The sequence below is a fragment of the Paenibacillus xylanexedens genome, from assembly GCF_007680605.1.
Classification (GTDB): domain Bacteria; phylum Bacillota; class Bacilli; order Paenibacillales; family Paenibacillaceae; genus Paenibacillus; species Paenibacillus xylanexedens_B.
Genome location: NZ_VEIO01000005.1, coordinates 85591 through 102002 on the forward strand (window position 1 = coordinate 85591; position 16412 = coordinate 102002).

Sequence of the window (16412 nt, forward strand, 5' to 3'; positions counted from 1 at the left end):
TCTTGAAATAAGCTCTCCTGTGATCGTTAGAGATATAAAACCTGTAATATAGCCCAAATAGCGCTACTGGTGATCGTTAGAATTAAAATGTATGAACCGTACTACTTCGAAGAGGAAAAGAGAGAAAAAACGGATGAATATCGAATGAAGGGAACTAGGCCAAGCAAAACAAAAAAACAAGAAAGGGTAAATAAAGTGAAGTAAAGTGAAGTAAGAAGGAAAGAAAGAAATGGGGCGAAAGCGAAGGAGGGTGCAAACAGGAAGAAATGAAAGTAAGCCAATGTAAATCAAAGTAAACCAAAGCAAACCAAAGTAAACAAAATAAAATAAAAGAAAATAAAAGAAAATCAAAGCAAATCAAATTAAAGAAGAAAATAGTGTTCGATAAAAGGAATTAAAAGTAAGAAAGTAATGAATGAAAATCCAAGCAAAGCATTTCGAGTCTAAACCAAAGGAGCCAGTAAAGAAAAGAGAAAATGAAAGAACAGAGAAGGAAATAAAGGGGTAAAGTGAAATGAAGTTATGTGAAGAGAAAGAAAGAAAGAGACAGACAGGCAAGCAGATGATGCACTTCACTTATGTACCTCCCGTAAAATCGTACACAGCGATCATGATGATTACTCCCAAGAAAAAGAGATAGAAGAGTGCCAGTGCGATCAAAAACGAATAACCGGTATATGCGCCGATACGTACCAACCATTTTTTCATAATAAGCACTCTCCTTCTTTCCAACTGAGCTTAATGACAAGGTCATCTCTTAGATTACATTATATCCCAAATCACCTGCTGTGCTTAAAAAATTCCACCTGAAATTTGTACCTACATCAACCTACTGCATAAACCTACCTACACGAACCTGCAGATACAAACGTCCTTAAACAATCGTGCCTACAAAAAAGACGACTCCCTGAGTGAAGTCGCCTTTCTGCCTGAAGTTAATACCGTCCATTATATTGCATGGTAATCAGTACATTACGTAATGATTTTCAATCCTACCGCTGCTACCAAAATCATGGCAATGAACAGTAGCCGCTTCGCTTCTTTTCGTTCACCAAACAGAAGCATACCCGTCACCGTACTTCCCACTGTACCAATTCCTGTCCATACCGCATAGGCTGTGCCCATAGGGATGGATGTCATAGCGTAAGATAACAGAGAAAAGCTGAATACGAATGATACCAGCATCAGGGCAATGTAAGGCCAACCCTTACGCGTAGAAGCCCCGTTAATGCCGATGACTCCGAAAATTTCACAAATTCCTGCGCCTACAATAGCAAGCCAAGCCATCAGACGATACCTCCTTTAACTTGGGGTTTCTGGCTTTCCTGCTGATCGGTGACTAGTTTCAGTCCGATGACACCACATAGCAACAGTCCAATCAATAACATTCTAGCCAAACGGAACGGCTCACCGAACAGCAACATTTCGGCCAACACGGTACCAGCTGTGCCGATCCCTGTAAACACGGCGTAGACCGTACCCACAGGCAGTCGTTTAGCCGCAGCAATGATCAGGCCGAAACTAATGACAATGGCGAGTCCCGTCAATGCCCATTCCCAAGCATTTGAGGCATGTTTTAGTCCGCTAACCCACACAATTTCAATAATGCCTCCTACAAAAACATATAACCAGTTGCGGTTCATGATGTTCAATCTCCTTCTGGCACGATAAGGCGTGCCTGTTCATTCAAGCTGTGTATACCATTCCAAAAGACAGGCCAGGAAGCATCCAGCCGTCTCTTGTACCGACGTGAGCTTCCATAGATAATTTCAACAGTAATGCCATCGAGAAAGGTCATAAAAGCAATGGCGGCCTGCCCGGCAGGAATAGGTGGAACATCCCCCTCGCGATTCGCTCGCTGCAACAGCCGGGATAATGCGCGCTCCATGCCGTCCAAAAATGGATATACCAGATCCATCACCTGGCTGTACAGATCGGGCGGCGGATAATAACAGTTGCGCAGCATTAACCTGGCAGAGGCGTGATCCTGATACTCCTGCTCGAACCACGTCAGCATCCCCCGCAGACGTTCCTCCAGTGGCAGGTGAGCGTGGTCGCGGAAATATTCCAAGGTATGTCGCCGTACTTCATCAAATGCATACTCAAGCGTATGCATAAACAAGTCTTCTTTACAGCTAAAATGCGCATATATAGAGGGTTTCTTAATCCCGACTTCATCAGCGATCGCTCTTAGCGAAGCTCCTTCATAGCCGTCCCTGGCAAAATGAAACAGGGCTGCATCCCGGATAGAATAACCAGTCATCACATTCACCTTCCTAACGATCGTTAGGTAACATCTTTTCACACATTACATCCTCTGTCAAGACAATACAGAAAACAGCAAATACACCCGCCGCACATGAATAGTGCAGACGGATGTATCTGGTCACAAGGATATATAGGATGATGTTGGGCGTAGATGCTATCACCGAATTGTTCTTTTGATATAAGGCAATCAAAAAATCCGGGGAGTAAGTGTGGCTATCCCGTTATAGTCATCGGAGCGATCATGTCGATAATCCCTGGTTCAACGAATATCGAACATACATGCGTCGATCAGAAGGTGGTAAACCCAAGAATGAGCTGCAGCTTATATACAATACCTTTCAAGAAGGTGGTCTTCTCCTGAAACTCTTCCAGATTCAAGGTGAATTCGGCATCCGCGTTTGTCCAAATACGTTCGAAATAATTCGCCACATCTACCGTAAATGCATGGTCTGCCGGAGCTGCAATCCACACATTGTTCTCCAGGTTGTAATCGTTCAGGTTCCGTGGGGTGAAGTTGGTTGATCCACCGAGCACGATATGATCTCCAGCAGCTTTGGCGATATACATCATTTTGGTATGGTACTGCTCTTTGGTGGTGTTATACCAGCGAATCTGGATTTTGCCATTCGATTTATCGTGCAATTCAGCTGCCACCGGACGATTGGGAATACCAATCTTCTCCTGGCCAAAGGCATTTTCATTAGGATCAAGCACAAGCCGGATGTCTGCTCCTCGTGCTGAAGAATCCAGCAATGCCTCCAGTACTTTCGGTGAAGCGATGTAGAACATTCCCATCCAGATTGTATCTCCTTTACCCGTTTGACGGAGCTCACCCAGCAGGGCATCGTTCACTTTGCCTTCGGTCAAATATCGCAGGCGAACAGGCCCATTATTTTCATTGGCTTCCGAGGACGTGCTGGAAGTTTCGTCATAGACAGGGAGCTGGCCTCCGCCGGATATATCTACAACAGCTTGCTCCGATTGAATGATATCCCCAATGATCGGACCGGTAACCTCAAAGCCAATGTTAGAGTGATAAGCGCTAGGGTCATGAATGTTGCCTGATGATACAATAGCTGTTTTTTCGCTGAGAACAACCTTGCGGTGATTGGCCTTTACATTCAGCAATTTCAGATAGGAACGCAATGTAACATCCGGGCCATCTGTCGCCATCAGGTTAGGAATCCAGCCTTTGCCGGACTGACCAAACCACTGGAAGAACGTACGCCAGACTGCGGAATATACCGGTGTAGAATCACGCAGTGGATCAACATTGGTGATGACGACATGAATATCGGCCTGTTTCATCTGTTCCAGCAGCGGATTCGGGGCCGAGTTATAGTTGGTGTTTACTTCATCCGTAATGAACCAGATGTCCATATCGGGATGCTGCATTTTTTTGGCGATAAGTGCATCCGTAAACTCCTGACTGACAGGTGGAAAGTTCTGTCCTTTGTGCTGGTAGTTGTTGAACAGAAACATATCGACCAGTACAAACTGTTCCGCTTCCTCAACGACCTGTAGCATCCGCTGAAAAATCTGTTGTTCATGCTGCATTTGTCCATCGGAAGAAGGGTACGTAAGATCATGAAGGAACTCCACGTTCTTCACCCGGTATTCGGGGCTTTCATAAGAGATGCCTGGCGGTAGCGGTTTATAGGTCTGATAGAGCATAACAGCAATAAACCATAGGATAAGTAATGCAATTACTGTGCGTATGTATGGGAATTTGCCGCGGGAAGATTTGCGGTCAGAGGTATGGCGGCGCAATGGGAACAATGTTGGACTCCCCCTTTCTGTACTTGCTGACGTTTATTACCACAGGTGCAGCGATGTTGACGCAGGAGACAGAATTCGGATGTTGAATGAGAATCATGAGATTTTTACAGGGGAATCATGCAATTTGGATTGGATGAATCGACAGCTGTAGGGTCGTTGTGTATAATGAACGTATTATTTTTGTAGAACGTTTATGGAGAGAAAGTAGGTAATCACGTGTATTCCATCAAACAAGTCGCTGCTATGCTGGGCATTCAGGCGGTCACGCTCCGGGCTTGGGAAAATCGATATGATGCAGTTACCCCTGAACGGACAGAGTCGGGTTATCGCATGTACACGGAAGAGAATGTAGCGGATCTGCGCTGGCTAAAGGAGCAGATTGATCAGCATCAGGCCAATATCTCCGAGGCTGTACGCATGTTGAAGATCAGAAAAGCCCAAATGCCTGACTCTTCCTCACCTGCGCCGATGGTGCCCCCAGTACCCGTGATGGAAGAGGCTCATGCACAGATGGCCGATCAGATCTATGACTCCCTCTATCATTTTCAGGGCGAGCGTGCCAACGGTTTGATTGATTTTGGTTTCACGATGTACGGATATGACAGCATGTTCTACCATGTACTCGTACCGATCCTGGTTCGGGTTGGAGACGCCTGGGAAGCGGGACGTGCGACCGTAGCGCAGGAGCATTTTATGACGCAACTGATCTCCCAACGGTTTTATCAGTTTTTCCATCTGTTCCCGATCTATCCGCATCTGCCCAAAGTTCTTGCTCTCTGTCCGGAAGGAGAGCATCACCAGGTCGGTTTATTGTTGTTCTCTCTATTTATGCGCAAAAATGGAGCGGAAGTCCTGTATCTCGGGGCTAATACGCCGGAGGAAGGGGTATTTCCAATTCTCCGTGAGCAGAAAATTAAACTGGTCTGTCTTTCGATTACGAACCCCGGACTTGTTGAAGCTTGCGATCAGCTGATCGGCCGAATCCGGGACGAGTTTCCTCATATTCGTTTTGTGCTGGGCGGCAAAGGTTTTGAACGTGCGAAGAATGCCCGTTACCCGGAGTGGATTATGCCCGAAGATTCGGCAGATTGGCAGTCCTGGATGGAACGGGAGTATTTCACGGATCGGCCATCGGGTGCCGAACAAGTGAGAAGGTGACAATTGAACATAAGGCAACTGCCGATGGAATATATTCAGATAGGACATCCTTTGATCCAAGATCAAGGGATGTTTTTTTTATGGATTATTCGGGTCGTTAACGTATAAAAAACAATTAATTTGACCCGTCGGTCATTTTATGTTTTACTTGTCGTATAATATTTGTACACGATTTGTATAATGTTTTTGAGTTTACCCGATTAAAGTGTTTCATGGCGGTTTAATAATAGGTTAGGGGCTTGAGAACTAGAGACAGTCCTACATAGAAAGGTGAGTGGCATGATACCGAATCAACAACGCAAACGTGCAGCCGTCATTGGCGCAGGCCCGGGTGGGCTTGCAGCCGCCATGTTACTGTCCGGTCAGGGATATGAGGTTGATGTGTACGAGAAACAGCCAGCTATCGGCGGACGTTCTTCCCGTCTGGAGCTTGGTGAATACAAGTTTGACCGCGGGGCTACCTTTTTGATGATGCCTCAGTTAATTGAAGAGATGTTTGATGTGGTCGGACGCAAGCTGTCGGATTATGTAGATATGAAAGAACTGACCCCGCTGTACGCTTTGAACTTTGGAGATAAGGTGTTCACGCCTTCACGCAATCGGGAGGATACCGCGGCGCAGATCAAAGAGCTGTTCCCCGGCAATGAAGAGAATTACCTCCGGTACATGCGGGACGAAGAAGTGAAGTTTGGGAAAGTGATGCCACTGCTCCGCCGTCCGTTTGGCAAGCTCACCGATTATTTACGTAAAGATGCGATTACGGCCCTACCTAAACTGGATATAAATAATACGGTTTACGGCATTCTTTCCCGGTACTTTACCGACGAACGTTTGCGCTGGGCGTTTACATTCCAGTCCAAATATTTGGGAATGTCCGCGTGGGATTGTCCCGGAACGTTTACGATCCTGTCGTTTATCGAACACCAATATGGACTGTTTCATCCGATCGGCGGCGTAAATCGGGTATTTCAGGCGATGGCAGATGTCATTGCAGAGAATGGCGGACGTGTTCACACGAATACATCTGTCAAGCAGGTTATCGTTCGCAATGGTCGTGCGGAGGGCGTATTACTTGAAAACGGCGAACGGATTGAAGCTGATCATGTCGTAGTCAATGCCGACTTTGCCCATGCAGTGAACCATTTGTTCGAACCTGGCGTACTTAAAAAATATACACCCGAAAAAATGAAGCGAAAAAAATATTCCTGTTCCACAGCGATGCTGTATCTGGGTGTAGATGGCGAGATCGACCTGCCGCATCACTCGATCTATTTTCCAGAAGACTATCGGGTGAACGTTGATGAGATCACGAAGCACAAAATTTTATCGGCAGACCCGTCTCTATATGTTCATAACCCATCCAGGCTCGATCCGACACTCGCTCCGGCAGGAAAATCTGCACTTTACGTGCTGATGCCAACACCAAACCTTACAGGAGACATTGACTGGGAGGCGGAACGAGCGAAGGTGCAGGAAGACATGTTGAAGCGGCTCGAAGCGATTCCCGAGCTGGCAGACATCCGCGGGCGGATTGAAGAATGCATGCTGTTTACCCCGCTGGATTGGCAAAATGAGCTGGATGTATACCAGGGAGCAACGTTTAATATGGCACACAACCTGGGCCAGATGATGTATCTGAGACCGCACAATCAGTTCGAGGAATTGGAACGGGTTTGGCTGGTGGGTGGAGGTACACACCCGGGTAGCGGCTTGCCGACGATCTTTGAATCGGCACGAATCAGTGTCAGATTGATTCAGGAAGAGGATGCGCGAAGACGTGCCAAGCCATCCTCCTACGTGAAGACCGCCCAGGCCGGAGGAAACTCATGAAGCGGGCTGCTGTTGTAGGAGCAGGGATTGGAGGACTTACCTCAGCTTTGTTGCTGAACCGTCAGGGATGGGATGTTACGGTATACGAACGAGGTTCCCGTGTAGGCGGACGGATTGCTTTTGAACAGGAGGGCGATTACCGGATTGATCAGGGGCCGACCATTGTCCTCCTGCCCGAGATGTTGCTTGGCATTCTGGAAGAGGCCGGTGTCGATCGCTCCAAAGTCGAGTTGCTGCGCTGTGATCCGTTATACCGGGTCCACTATCACAGTGGACGTGTCATGACCAAGAAGACAGACCGGATGGAGCAGACGGCCGAGATTGAACGGTTATTCCCGGGAGAAGGCCGAGGATTTACGAGATTCATGAAGGATATGGACACGTTGTTTCCCGCAGGCCGGGCAGCGTTTCTGGAACAGATGTTTCCGCGCAAAAGGGATTTCTTCACCCCTTCGCTCATGTCGCTTATGGGCAAGCTGCGTGCACACAAGAGTGTGCGGAAGGCCGTAGGGGATTATTTTGAACATGAAGAATTGCTCGATGCGTATTCGCTGCAAAGCTTGTATATCGGTGGATCGCCCTTTGGTACACCTGGGATTTATTCGTTGCTTCCTTACGCTGAACACGAATATGGCATCTGGATGGTGAAGGGTGGTTACGCGGCTTTGCCCGCTATTCTGGAGCAGGAACTGCTCTCACGTGGCGGAAAGATCAAGCTGAACACAGAAGTCACCGGATTGAAGATTCATAATGGAGTGTGCGAGGGGATTGAAACGGCTGACGGTGCTGAAAAGGCGGATGCCGTAATCTACAACGGAGATTTTCCGAACTTGAATCAGCTCTTGAAGCAGGTGTCAGAAGCACCCTTGAAACGTAAGCCGTATCGCCCTTCATCGGGGTGTGTGCTGATTTACGCCGGAGTAGATAAACGGTGGGAGGATGCCACAACGCATCAGTTTTTCTTGCCACCAAGCCTGGATGGTAGTTTGCGCCAAGTGTTCAACGAGCGCCGTATTCCGGCAAAGCCATCATTTTACGTATTCAACCCGGCTGCGGTGGACGAGACGGCTGCACCTCCGGGACAGAGTGTACTGTATTTCCTCATTCCGGTACCGGACGCTGAAGGCGTGGACTGGGAGCAGGAGAGTGAAGCGCTGGCGGAACGTGTGCTGGAAGAAGCAGAAGAGCGGGGATTCCCGGGACTCCGTGCAGCGTTGCAGTGGAAAAAAGTACGTACACCTGCTGACGCCGCGCGTGATGGCCTATACGGTGGAGGAAGCTTTGGCATTGCACCTGTCCTGTTTCAGTCGGGTGTGTATCGACCGCAGCCCAAGCCGTTTTCGAAGATACAAGGTTTATATGCTGCCGGAGCATCGGTGCATCCAGGAGGCGGCGTGCCCATCGTCATGCAAGGCGCAAGGATGGCTGTCAATCAACTCATGAAGGAGATGGGGAAATGAACGAAGCAATTTTGAGCAGGTGTGAAGAGTTGATGCAGAAGGGTTCCTCGTCTTTTTATCAGGCGTTTAAAGGCCTGCCAAGTCCCCGCCGGGAGGCGGTGTATGTCATCTATGCGTTTTGCCGCATGATTGATGACAGCGTGGATGAGCCGGAGCAATCAACGTATACGATCCATGAGATTCGTGATTTATTTGAACACCTCGAAGAAGCGGAGGGGCACTTTATCTGGCCGGCACTGAGATGGCTGTTCAGCAGCTTCCCTCATCTGGACAAAGGCCCGTTTTTTCGTCAGATGGAAGGCCAATTAACGGATCTGGAAGTGACCCATTATACAACGCTGGAGCAGCTGGAGCACTATTGTTATCTGGTTGCCGGAACCGTAGGCGAGATGCTGCTGCCTGTGCTACGTAATGATAACGGTGCGGAAGTAGCGATGAATGGCATCGCACTGGGCAAAGGCATGCAGATTGTGAACATTATTCGGGATGTGGGGGAAGACCGGGCCAGAATGCGCCGTTATGTACCGCTTGAGATCATGGAGAAACACGGATACTCCGAACAGGACTGGGAAGACGGCATTGTGGATGAGAGATTTATCGCCATTATTCAGGATCTGAAAGCGGCAGCGCTGAACTGGTTCCGGATCGGCATGGATCGTCTGGATACCTATCCGGTTGAGAGCGCCTTTTCGATCGAGTTAGCCGCGGCCTTCTATTCAACGATCCTGCACGCCGTGGAGCGTAACGACTATGATGTGTACACGAAACGAGCGTATGTCAGCGATGAATTGAAACTGGAGATGCTGGGTGCGATTGTGAAACGATATCCGATGCTGGCGTATCAAGCTTCCCGAATGGCGGTATCCTGATGGTTCAGTGGGTATACTGGGTATGGTACGCCATAGGTGCCATCCTGATGCTTACGATTGGTGTGCCTGAGGCGTTATCCTTCTCTAATGGGCTATTTCTTGTATTCTACGCGTTGTATGTGCTTGACCTTATATATCAGCAACATCGCCGATCTGACCTGTCCGACCAGTCAGTCAAGTGGCTACGGCCCGGCCTCTGGATATCGTCCTTTATCATCTGGCTGGGCGGGATGGGCGTGGAGTGGATCGGTGTACATACACACTGGCCTTTTGGCGAGTATGCCTATTCCGACTTCTTCGGCATCCATCTGTTCAGTGTACCGGTAACACTTGGATTTGCCTGGATCGCAGTCGTTGGCAACTCGGCGCTAATTAGTGGCGGTGGATCGACTTGGGGTGGTAAGTTGGTGCGAGCCCTCAAAACGGGATTTTGGGCAATTGTGCTGGATTTCGTACTCGACCCTGTCGCCCATGCAAGGGGATTCTGGGAATGGCAGGCACCGGGCGGGTTCTACGGTGTTCCGTGGACAAACTACATCAGTTGGTTCATTATGGGGGCATTTCTGTCTCTCTTTTTGCCGGCGATGCCTAAGGACGGGCGTTCCTTACTTCGGGCAAAATGGCTGTACCAGCTGTTTATCCTTCTGTTTGGCGTGCTTGCGCTAAAGGAAGGTATAACAGGCAGCTTCATCATCGCCATTGCAGGTGTGCTGCTTGCCGAGGGGAGCTGGCTGTATGATTCGCGCCGTAAAGTCCAAAGCGTTTGACCGGGTCTTCTCGCTGTACAACCATTATTATTTGCTACGCAGACGTTTTCGTTCGTTTACGCTCTCGGGTTCGCTCGATCCACATATGGTAGATCGTAACGGCGTGGATGGGCTACTACCTATGGCACCGGATCAGCCCGTTGTCTATTTCATGAACCACAGCTCATGGTGGGATGGTCTGCTCCTGTATCATGCGGCGAAGCAAACTTCGCGTGGGGATCATTATGTGATGATGGAGGAGCGACAGCTTCGGCAGTATGCTTTTTTTCGCAAACTCGGGGCGTATTCGATTAACAAGGACAGTGCATCGGGTGTTCGGACATCGTTGCAATATACAAATGAGTTGCTGGCTGCCGGCAAAAGGGTCTGGATATTCCCGCAGGGTGAAATTCTGCATCAGGAGGCTCGGCCGATTCAGTTCCGTCCGGGCATCGGACTCGTGCTTCGTCGTTTTCCGCAGGCTATTGCCGTGCCAGTCACCTTATGTCATGGCATGGTTCAGCATGACCTGCCGGAAATCTCAATGAAGGCCGGCTTACCGATTGTGGAAGACTGGAAAACGTGGAGAAGTGAAGAGATTGCTAATCGGCTGGGACATGTGCTGGAGCAACAACTGAATGATCATAGAGCAACGTTGATTCGGCTTGGACAAGGAAGTCTGCCAGATGCCCAGCCTCTGATTCGGGGAATTCGCTCCACTAGTGAAAAATACGATGCGGCACGAAAGCGGGTGAACCGATAAACATGAATGAGAGTATGAATGCATCTGAGATGTTGTGGATGTGTCTGGTGGGAGGGCTGTTGCTACAATTGCTTTTTGCGGTGTGGAATGCTGCTTGCCTGCCCAAAGTACGATCATTCCGTAAGGGGAATATCGTGCCATCCGATCAGCTTGTTTCGGTATTGATTCCCGCTAGAAATGAACGAATACATATTGAAGCATGCTTGGAAAGTGTGCTTGCCAGCGATACGAAGGGGTTTCGTATGGAAGTGCTGGTACTGGACGACCGCTCCGAAGATGAAACCGCCGCTTTGGTTCAGGCGATTGCCCAGCAAGATTCACGCGTACGCCTGCTTCGTGGTACAGAGCTGCCTGTTGGCTGGATGGGGAAATCCCATGCCTGTCACCGGTTGGTTCAGGAAGCGCAGGGGGAATGGTTTATGTTCGTGGATGCAGACGTTCGGGTCAAGCCGGATGCCATTCGGCAGACACTTGCCGCGGGGTGCGCGCAGGGAGGCGGGCTGGTTACCGGATTTCCGTATCAGGTCGCGAAGACCTGGATGGAAAAGCTTGTTGTGCCCATGATGATGTTTACGATCATCAGCCATCTTCCTATTTTTATGATACGCAGATCGGCAAGTCCGATGTTTGTCGCCGCTACGGGGGCTTTTTTGCTAATCCATCGAACAAGTTATGAAGCATCCGGCGGTCATGCAGCGATTCAAGGGCATCTGGTGGACGACATGAGTCTCGCCAAAGCGGTGAAACGTGCCGGTCATCCCGTGATGCTGGCGGATGTCCACGATGTAACGAGTACGCGGATGTATCAGAACGGTGCAGAGGTATGGAACGGATATAAGAAAAATATGTATGAAGGCATGGGTCGCAAAGACGTGCTGTTGCTTGGGACGATGCTGATGTATTTTGTGATGTATATTGTGCCGCCGCTGGGTCTGGTTCTAGGGATAATAACGGGCAGTGAAACGTCATCTCTGTATGGTTTCATAGGCACGTTGCTTGGCATGGCTGTAAAACGGGTATCCGATCATATCGGAGGTCAGCCGTGGTGGCTGGCTCTTTTTCAACCGGTTAGCATGGCGTTTGTGATTGCTATTGGTCTGGCCTCATGGCAGGCAGGTCGATCTGGTAAAGGGTACGTATGGAAAGGCAGGCGTTATAGCTGATGCAGAGTGTACAAGGGAATGGAAATGGTGACGGTTCAGAAGATACAGAGGTAGACAAAGGAACAGGAGAAGGTAGTAAAGGAGCAGGATTGGTGCTGGAAAAAGGAATAAAAATGGATATCGGGCACCGGGTAGAAGCTTCAAGCGGGAGCTTAAAACAGGATGTTATTATTATCGGGGCAGGCTTCGGCGGTCTGTCCTGTGCGATTCGCCTGGCTTCGGCTGGCTTGCGGGTAACCATTTTGGAGCGCCAGGCGCATGTGGGCGGCAAGCTGCAACAGATCCAGCAGGACGGGTACCATTTTGACCGCGGGCCGAGCACCATTACGATGCCGGATGCGTTTCGCTCGGTTTTTGATCAGGCAGGCGTGGCGATGGAGAACTATGTGCAACTGTACGAGCTGGAGCCTCGAACACGTAATGTTTTTGCGGATGGAACAGTGGTTGATCTGTCTAGAAACCGCGGCTGGATGAAAGAGCAGATTGCTGCGTACAGTCCAGAGGATGCCTTGCGTTATGATGCGTTTATGGATGAATCTGCCGCATTGTATGCGGAGGCGAATCGTCATTTTCTCGGCAAATTGCTGCTGAACCCGTCCGATAAATACAATCTCCAGATGTTGCGCAGTCTGCTTCGGGTGCGGCCTACAGTCAGACTGGATAAACTGCTGCGCAGGTATTTCAGCCATCCGCACACACTCGCCATGTTCGGGCGGTACGCCACGTATGTAGGATCATCGCCGTATCTGTCGCCTTCCATTTTTGCCATGATGGGTCATGTGGAAGCAGAGGTAGGCATCTACGGGGTCAAAGGCGGAACGTATCAGCTGATTGAAGGCATGACCCGGCTTGCGCAGGAAAAAGGTGTGCAGATTCTGACGGGTGTAGAGGTGCATCAGATCGTGGTTCGGCATGGCAAGGTGATCGGCGTGGATACGGATCGGGGCTTTATGGAAGCGGAGCAGATCGTGGCCAATGGAGATGTGCTTAGTGTAAACAGGCTACTGCTCGCGCCGGAGCATCGGAAGCGGTTGAGTGATGCACGGATCGCAAAATACGAACCGTCCATTTCAGGCTTTGTTACCCTGGCCGGTGTACGCAGGCAATATGATCAGTTGCTCCATCATACCGTCTTTTTCCCGGAGCAGTACAAGCCGGAGTTCGATGATATTTTCCGTGACCGCAGGATGCCTTCCGATCCGACGATATATATCTGTTACTCTGGTTACTCCGAAGCAGGCATGGCTCCAGAGGGAGCCAGCAATCTGTTCATTCTGGTGAATGCGCCGTATTTGTCTCAAGCGTGGAACTGGGAAGAGCAGAAATATCGTTACGGTGAGCTTGTGCTGGAACAATTGGAGGCGCGAGGTATTGGTGGATTGAAAGAATCGGAAGTGTTAATTTGTTATACACCGCAGGATATTGAACGAGAGACGCTGGCTCATCAAGGGTCGATTTATGGCATTTCCTCCAATTCGGTGAAACAAACTTTCATGCGACCAGGCAATCAGAGCAAAGATGTCCACGGACTCTGGTACGTTGGCGGCACAACCCACCCTGGCGGCGGAACCCCGATTGTTACGCTGTCCGGCCAGCTTGTGGGGGAGCGACTTGTAGCGGAGCTGGGGAGGTAGAGCAGGTACGGGAGGGCCAGGTGTGCTGAAACCTCGATGAAGTTAATCAATTCAATGAATTTAATGAGGTAGAACGAGGTATTGCAAGGTCTAACAATGTATCATAGTTGATTCGAGGCTTTAATAAGCAAAATAGGTGCTCCGAAATTCTAATGAATTCATGATTTGAGATCATGGGGGTTTTGGAGTGTCCTTTCATTAGGTTGAGAGGAACGGTATACTGGATAGAGTTGTCCATTGATGGACACTACCCTATATGGTTTTTCTAAGAACCGAATGAATAAGCCGAGCGATTAAGGACACAAGGAAGATTTATCGAATAGGTGTGAGTGGATGGAACCATATATCGATAGAAACATGGATGCCAGCCTGCCGTCTATTCCATCGCATTTACATAGAAACAAGAGGTACAGAGCAACTCAGCACATCATTCTCACATTGGAGGTCTCATCATGAACGAACAAGAGCGAGCCGGCAGACGGCTGCTACCCGACGTGGCAACGGGGGAACGGAAGCTGGAGCACGTGCGTCTCTGTCTGGAGGAGAATGTGGCAGGAGAAGGCATAACGAGCGGACTGGAGAAGTATGCGTTTCGTCATCATCCGCTGCCGGAGCTGGACTTTGAAGAGGTAAATCTGGACACTTCGTTCCTTGGCAAAAAAATGCGTACACCTCTGCTCATCAGTTCGATGACGGGTGGAAGCAAAACGACAGGCGCGATCAATGAGCGCTTGGCACGGGTAGCGAACGCCCGAGGCTGGGCGCTCGGCGTAGGCTCGATCCGGGCTGCGGTGGAGCAGCCGGAACTCGCAAGCACATTTGATGTCCGCCGCTGGGCACCGGACATCCCGGTCATCGCGAACCTCGGCGCGGTTCAGCTGAACTATGGCTTCAGCACGGCTGATTTCCAGCGTGCCGTGGATATCGCCGGCGCGGATCTGCTAGTGCTGCATCTGAACACGCTGCAGGAGGTATTCCAGCCTGAAGGCAATACGAATTTCAGCGGTCTATATCAGCGGATCGAGACATTGTGCCGTGAGCTGGACGTGCCTGTGGGTGCCAAGGAAGTGGGTTTTGGCATCGATGGCGTGACGGCGCAGCGATTGTACGAAGCCGGCGTGGCCTTCATCGATGTGGCTGGCGCGGGCGGGACAAGCTGGGTGCAGGTGGAGAAGTATCGAAACAATAACCCGGTACGCCGGGCGGCTGCGGAAGCTTTTGCCGATTGGGGCATTCCGACGGCTGAATGCATCCAGAACGTGCGCGCGCTGAACCCCGATGGGGCGCTGATCGGTAGCGGCGGACTGTACACTGGCGTGGATGCGGCCAAAGCCCTCGCGCTCGGTGCCGACCTTGCAGGCTTTGGCCGATCGTTGCTCGAATCCGCCGTCACCTCGGACGAAGCACTGTCCGAGCGGCTGGAGCAGGTCGAATTCGAGCTACGCACCGTCATGTTTGGCATCGGCGCAGGCAGCGTTGCAGAGGTGAAGCGGACAGAACGTATGGTTGAGCGGCGGTAATGTTAGGGGAGTTGGGTGACGGACTGGTGGCAGCGCCGCTGGCGCGCATTTTAACGTTACAAAAGAGATTGAGATTTGGCTGACCACCTTGTCATGAAGCGGGGCATCCCTTGCTGAGAGCTGCAAGCTACATACTATCCAATGGCTGATGATTACAGGGCATCACGCAGTTGGATGTGCGCTGAGGACAGTGGAGACCGTGTTGCTGGAGATACTGGAGATACTGGGGCGCACTGGGAAGAGGATATTGGTGAGCATGGCATATGGACGCCGAGGAGTCGGAGTGGACGAACTAAGGTTAGTTAGTGGCGTGGCTGTATCGCTTTAGAAGTTCTAACGATCTCACAGAACCTTATTTTGCGCTTTTTGCGGTGTGTACAAATCTAACGATCACCAGAAGCGCTATTTGTGCGAAAACCTGCAAAACTGGGCTAAAAACGTGGCTTTTCAAGTAAATAAGCTCCCTGGTGATCGTTAGAATTTCAAAGTAATCAAAAAGGGGCAAATAGCGTCGCTGGTGATCGTTAGAATTCGTGGAGTCCCATTTGGCACTTGATGATTGTTTGATGTATGAATGTAGTGTGTTTACTGAAGGAGATTTCGTGGTGCGAACCCCAAGCTCACATGATTTCCCTGGGAGATTCGCACCAGTATTTTGATGTTTTCGTGACCTTTTGGCAACAGTTTGTGATCAAATTGGAGTGTTCTGGAAGTCAATGGTAAGGTTGATTGATATAATATGAAGAAGATACGTCATGCGAATTAGATGTTACAACTTTACTGCGTCTTTTTTCGCTGTCGCACTCCGTATGGAGTGCGTGGATTGAAATGATTGAATCTTGTAATCCGAATTGTGGTGTTCGTGTCGCACTCCGTATGGAGTGCGTGGATTGAAATTTATTATGCTTCGCATCAAGACGCGCGTTGTAAGTCGCACTCCGTATGGAGTGCGTGGATTGAAATTTCGTATCATCTTGATATACATCATAGTACGTAGCGTCGCACTCCGTGGGGAGTTATGTAACATTGAAATCGTATCCAGCTACTGGATATCATTCTTAGTTGCATATACCCTTTCCCCTAAGGGAGCACGTAGAATAAGGTATGTTACAATACTATGAATGCCAGCATTTCTATCAAATAGAATGAGGTGAGCTCTATGCGATGTAATGGGATTATGGAGTATATTTTTGATAATGAGTAAATTCAATCAAGTGTTGCT

Annotated in this window: 15 protein-coding genes; 10 read left to right on the plus strand and 5 right to left on the minus strand. The window is 49.6% G+C overall.

All coding sequences use genetic code 11. The features are described from left to right. Positions 1–576 precede the first annotated feature (576 nt). The 5 genes from FS818_RS29405 to FS818_RS21045 form a co-directional block, all read right to left on the minus strand. Entirely contained in the window at positions 577–708 is a 132-nt protein-coding gene (locus tag FS818_RS29405; protein ID WP_260984713.1) for a hypothetical protein, read from the minus strand. A 264-nt stretch (positions 709–972) separates the two neighbouring features. Then, positions 973–1287 (minus strand): DMT family transporter, encoded by a 315-nt coding sequence (locus FS818_RS21030; protein ID WP_145334389.1) that lies wholly within the window; start codon positions 1285–1287, stop codon positions 973–975. After that, entirely contained in the window at positions 1287–1643 is a 357-nt protein-coding gene (locus FS818_RS21035; RefSeq protein WP_145334391.1) for a DMT family transporter, read from the minus strand. Before FS818_RS21035 ends, FS818_RS21030 begins: the two co-directional genes overlap by 1 nt. Before the next feature lie 5 nt (positions 1644–1648). After that, the gene (locus FS818_RS21040; protein WP_145334393.1) at positions 1649–2263 is read right to left on the minus strand and encodes a TetR/AcrR family transcriptional regulator; all 615 of its coding nucleotides are present in this window, start codon (positions 2261–2263) and stop codon (positions 1649–1651) included. A gap of 293 nt (positions 2264–2556) precedes the next feature. Continuing rightward, positions 2557–4047, minus strand: a complete 1491-nt coding sequence (locus FS818_RS21045; protein WP_260989937.1) for a phospholipase D family protein — start codon at positions 4045–4047, stop codon at positions 2557–2559. A gap of 216 nt (positions 4048–4263) precedes the next feature. Between FS818_RS21045 and FS818_RS21050 the strand changes: the two genes are divergently transcribed. From FS818_RS21050 to FS818_RS28965, 10 genes are all read left to right on the plus strand, one after another. Continuing rightward, a complete protein-coding gene (locus FS818_RS21050; protein WP_145334395.1) occupies positions 4264–5205 on the plus strand; it encodes a MerR family transcriptional regulator in 942 nt (313 codons plus the stop codon). Positions 5206–5484: 279 nt separating this feature from the next. Then, entirely contained in the window at positions 5485–7035 is a 1551-nt protein-coding gene (locus tag FS818_RS21055; RefSeq protein ID WP_145334397.1) for a phytoene desaturase family protein, read from the plus strand. Continuing rightward, positions 7032–8495, plus strand: coding sequence for a phytoene desaturase family protein (locus tag FS818_RS21060; RefSeq protein WP_145334399.1), 1464 nt, complete (start codon positions 7032–7034; stop codon positions 8493–8495). The genes FS818_RS21055 and FS818_RS21060 overlap by 4 nt, the downstream gene beginning before the upstream one ends. Then, on the plus strand, positions 8492–9364 hold the full coding sequence (locus FS818_RS21065; protein ID WP_145334401.1) for a phytoene/squalene synthase family protein: 873 nt from the start codon (positions 8492–8494) through the stop codon (positions 9362–9364). The genes FS818_RS21060 and FS818_RS21065 overlap by 4 nt, the downstream gene beginning before the upstream one ends. Further along, positions 9364–10131, plus strand: a complete 768-nt coding sequence (locus FS818_RS21070; RefSeq protein WP_145334403.1) for a carotenoid biosynthesis protein — start codon at positions 9364–9366, stop codon at positions 10129–10131. The genes FS818_RS21065 and FS818_RS21070 overlap by 1 nt, the downstream gene beginning before the upstream one ends. Further along, complete coding sequence (locus FS818_RS21075) at positions 10100–10873, plus strand: lysophospholipid acyltransferase family protein (RefSeq protein WP_145334405.1); 774 nt, start codon at positions 10100–10102, stop codon at positions 10871–10873. Before FS818_RS21070 ends, FS818_RS21075 begins: the two co-directional genes overlap by 32 nt. Positions 10874–10875: 2 nt before the next feature. Beyond that, a complete protein-coding gene (locus FS818_RS21080) occupies positions 10876–12036 on the plus strand; it encodes a glycosyltransferase family 2 protein (protein WP_260989938.1) in 1161 nt (386 codons plus the stop codon). 113 nt (positions 12037–12149) lie between these two features. Continuing rightward, positions 12150–13670: a phytoene desaturase family protein gene (locus tag FS818_RS21085; RefSeq protein ID WP_145334635.1), complete on the plus strand. Its 1521-nt coding sequence runs from the start codon at positions 12150–12152 to the stop codon at positions 13668–13670. A gap of 452 nt (positions 13671–14122) precedes the next feature. Further along, positions 14123–15190 (plus strand): type 2 isopentenyl-diphosphate Delta-isomerase, encoded by a 1068-nt coding sequence (gene fni / locus FS818_RS21090; RefSeq protein ID WP_145334407.1) that lies wholly within the window; start codon positions 14123–14125, stop codon positions 15188–15190. Between the two features lie 141 nt (positions 15191–15331). Then, positions 15332–15496, plus strand: a complete 165-nt coding sequence (locus FS818_RS28965; RefSeq protein ID WP_186375561.1) for a hypothetical protein — start codon at positions 15332–15334, stop codon at positions 15494–15496. Positions 15497–16412 lie beyond the last annotated feature (916 nt).

What these genes read in the sequence shown, in the direction of transcription:
- FS818_RS21035 (WP_145334391.1), bottom strand. Translation starts at nt 1,643, where the DNA reads ATGAACCGCAACTGGTTATATGTTTTTGTAGGAGGCATTATTGAAATT.
- FS818_RS28965 (WP_186375561.1), top strand. Translation starts at nt 15,332, where the DNA reads ATGGCTGATGATTACAGGGCATCACGCAGTTGGATGTGCGCTGAGGAC.
- FS818_RS21040 (WP_145334393.1), bottom strand. Translation starts at nt 2,263, where the DNA reads ATGACTGGTTATTCTATCCGGGATGCAGCCCTGTTTCATTTTGCCAGG.
- fni (WP_145334407.1), top strand. Translation starts at nt 14,123, where the DNA reads ATGAACGAACAAGAGCGAGCCGGCAGACGGCTGCTACCCGACGTGGCA.
- FS818_RS21080 (WP_260989938.1), top strand. Translation starts at nt 10,876, where the DNA reads ATGAATGAGAGTATGAATGCATCTGAGATGTTGTGGATGTGTCTGGTG.
- FS818_RS21030 (WP_145334389.1), bottom strand. Translation starts at nt 1,287, where the DNA reads ATGGCTTGGCTTGCTATTGTAGGCGCAGGAATTTGTGAAATTTTCGGA.
- FS818_RS21070 (WP_145334403.1), top strand. Translation starts at nt 9,364, where the DNA reads ATGGTTCAGTGGGTATACTGGGTATGGTACGCCATAGGTGCCATCCTG.
- FS818_RS21055 (WP_145334397.1), top strand. Translation starts at nt 5,485, where the DNA reads ATGATACCGAATCAACAACGCAAACGTGCAGCCGTCATTGGCGCAGGC.
- FS818_RS29405 (WP_260984713.1), bottom strand. Translation starts at nt 708, where the DNA reads ATGAAAAAATGGTTGGTACGTATCGGCGCATATACCGGTTATTCGTTT.
- FS818_RS21060 (WP_145334399.1), top strand. Translation starts at nt 7,032, where the DNA reads ATGAAGCGGGCTGCTGTTGTAGGAGCAGGGATTGGAGGACTTACCTCA.
- FS818_RS21075 (WP_145334405.1), top strand. Translation starts at nt 10,100, where the DNA reads ATGATTCGCGCCGTAAAGTCCAAAGCGTTTGACCGGGTCTTCTCGCTG.
- FS818_RS21085 (WP_145334635.1), top strand. Translation starts at nt 12,150, where the DNA reads ATGGATATCGGGCACCGGGTAGAAGCTTCAAGCGGGAGCTTAAAACAG.
- FS818_RS21065 (WP_145334401.1), top strand. Translation starts at nt 8,492, where the DNA reads ATGAACGAAGCAATTTTGAGCAGGTGTGAAGAGTTGATGCAGAAGGGT.